This window comes from Planktothrix serta PCC 8927 (assembly GCF_900010725.2).
Lineage (GTDB): Bacteria > Cyanobacteriota > Cyanobacteriia > Cyanobacteriales > Microcoleaceae > Planktothrix > Planktothrix serta.
This window is the reverse complement of record NZ_LR734858.1, coordinates 1-751: the sequence shown is the minus strand read 5'-3', so window position 1 is coordinate 751 and position 751 is coordinate 1. Positions and strand designations below refer to the sequence as shown.

Here is a 751-nt window from a genome sequence, read left to right as displayed (position 1 = left end):
GATAACTTCCATTCATCAAAAAATTAACAATAACTTGCTCTGTTAAAGGATCAATAATCCAATATTCACAAATCCCAAATTCAGCATATTCAGTTATCTTTTTAACATAATCTCGGTTTTCGTTATCTTCCCCTGGACTCACAACTTCTACCACTAATAAAGCCGGAACTTCCAGAATGGCTGATTTTTTAAACTGTCGTAACCGTCGCCAATCTTCCCCTTGAATAATAGCAATATCTGGTTGTCGGGAGCGATTTATTCTAGTTCGCACCCCGACATCTCCCTGTTTAATTTTCAGGTCTAACCCTAGTCTTTTTACCTCAGCTTTGAAAGTATCGTAGAGAAATTCAATAATATCAGAATGAATCGGACTCGCAGGTGTCATTGGAATTAACACCCCATCTTCAAGTTCATAACGGTTATCTGTTCCGTCATCGTAGGTTAGATACTCCTCAAACGTTAACTTTACAGGGGTTTGGGTCATGTTCTTACCTCAACTTTGTAACATTCCTTTTCTATTAATTATTAAGTATAACAAAGCACAAAAAACTATTTTTTAATTAATTTATTCTACCATTAAAACTTGCTCAACGGTTAAATTAAGTTCAGGAAATAGCTGAGAAATAATCCTTTGTTGACCTGTAAAAATAGTATTCTGGTAACTTCCATTCATCAGAAAATTAACAATAACTTGCTCTGTTAAAGGATCAATAATCCAATATTCACAAATCCCAAATTCAGCATATTCAGT

The 751-nt window shown here is 34.4% G+C and carries 2 protein-coding genes; both read right to left on the bottom strand.

Annotation, left to right across the window (positions count from 1 at the left end):
* On the bottom strand, nt 1–484 hold a 484-nt coding region (locus PL8927_RS08185; RefSeq protein ID WP_083619567.1), incomplete at its 3' end, for a Uma2 family endonuclease.
* 81 nt (nt 485–565) lie between these two features.
* A partial coding sequence (locus PL8927_RS08180) for a Uma2 family endonuclease (RefSeq protein WP_197047355.1) occupies nt 566–751 on the bottom strand: 186 nt, incomplete at its 5' end.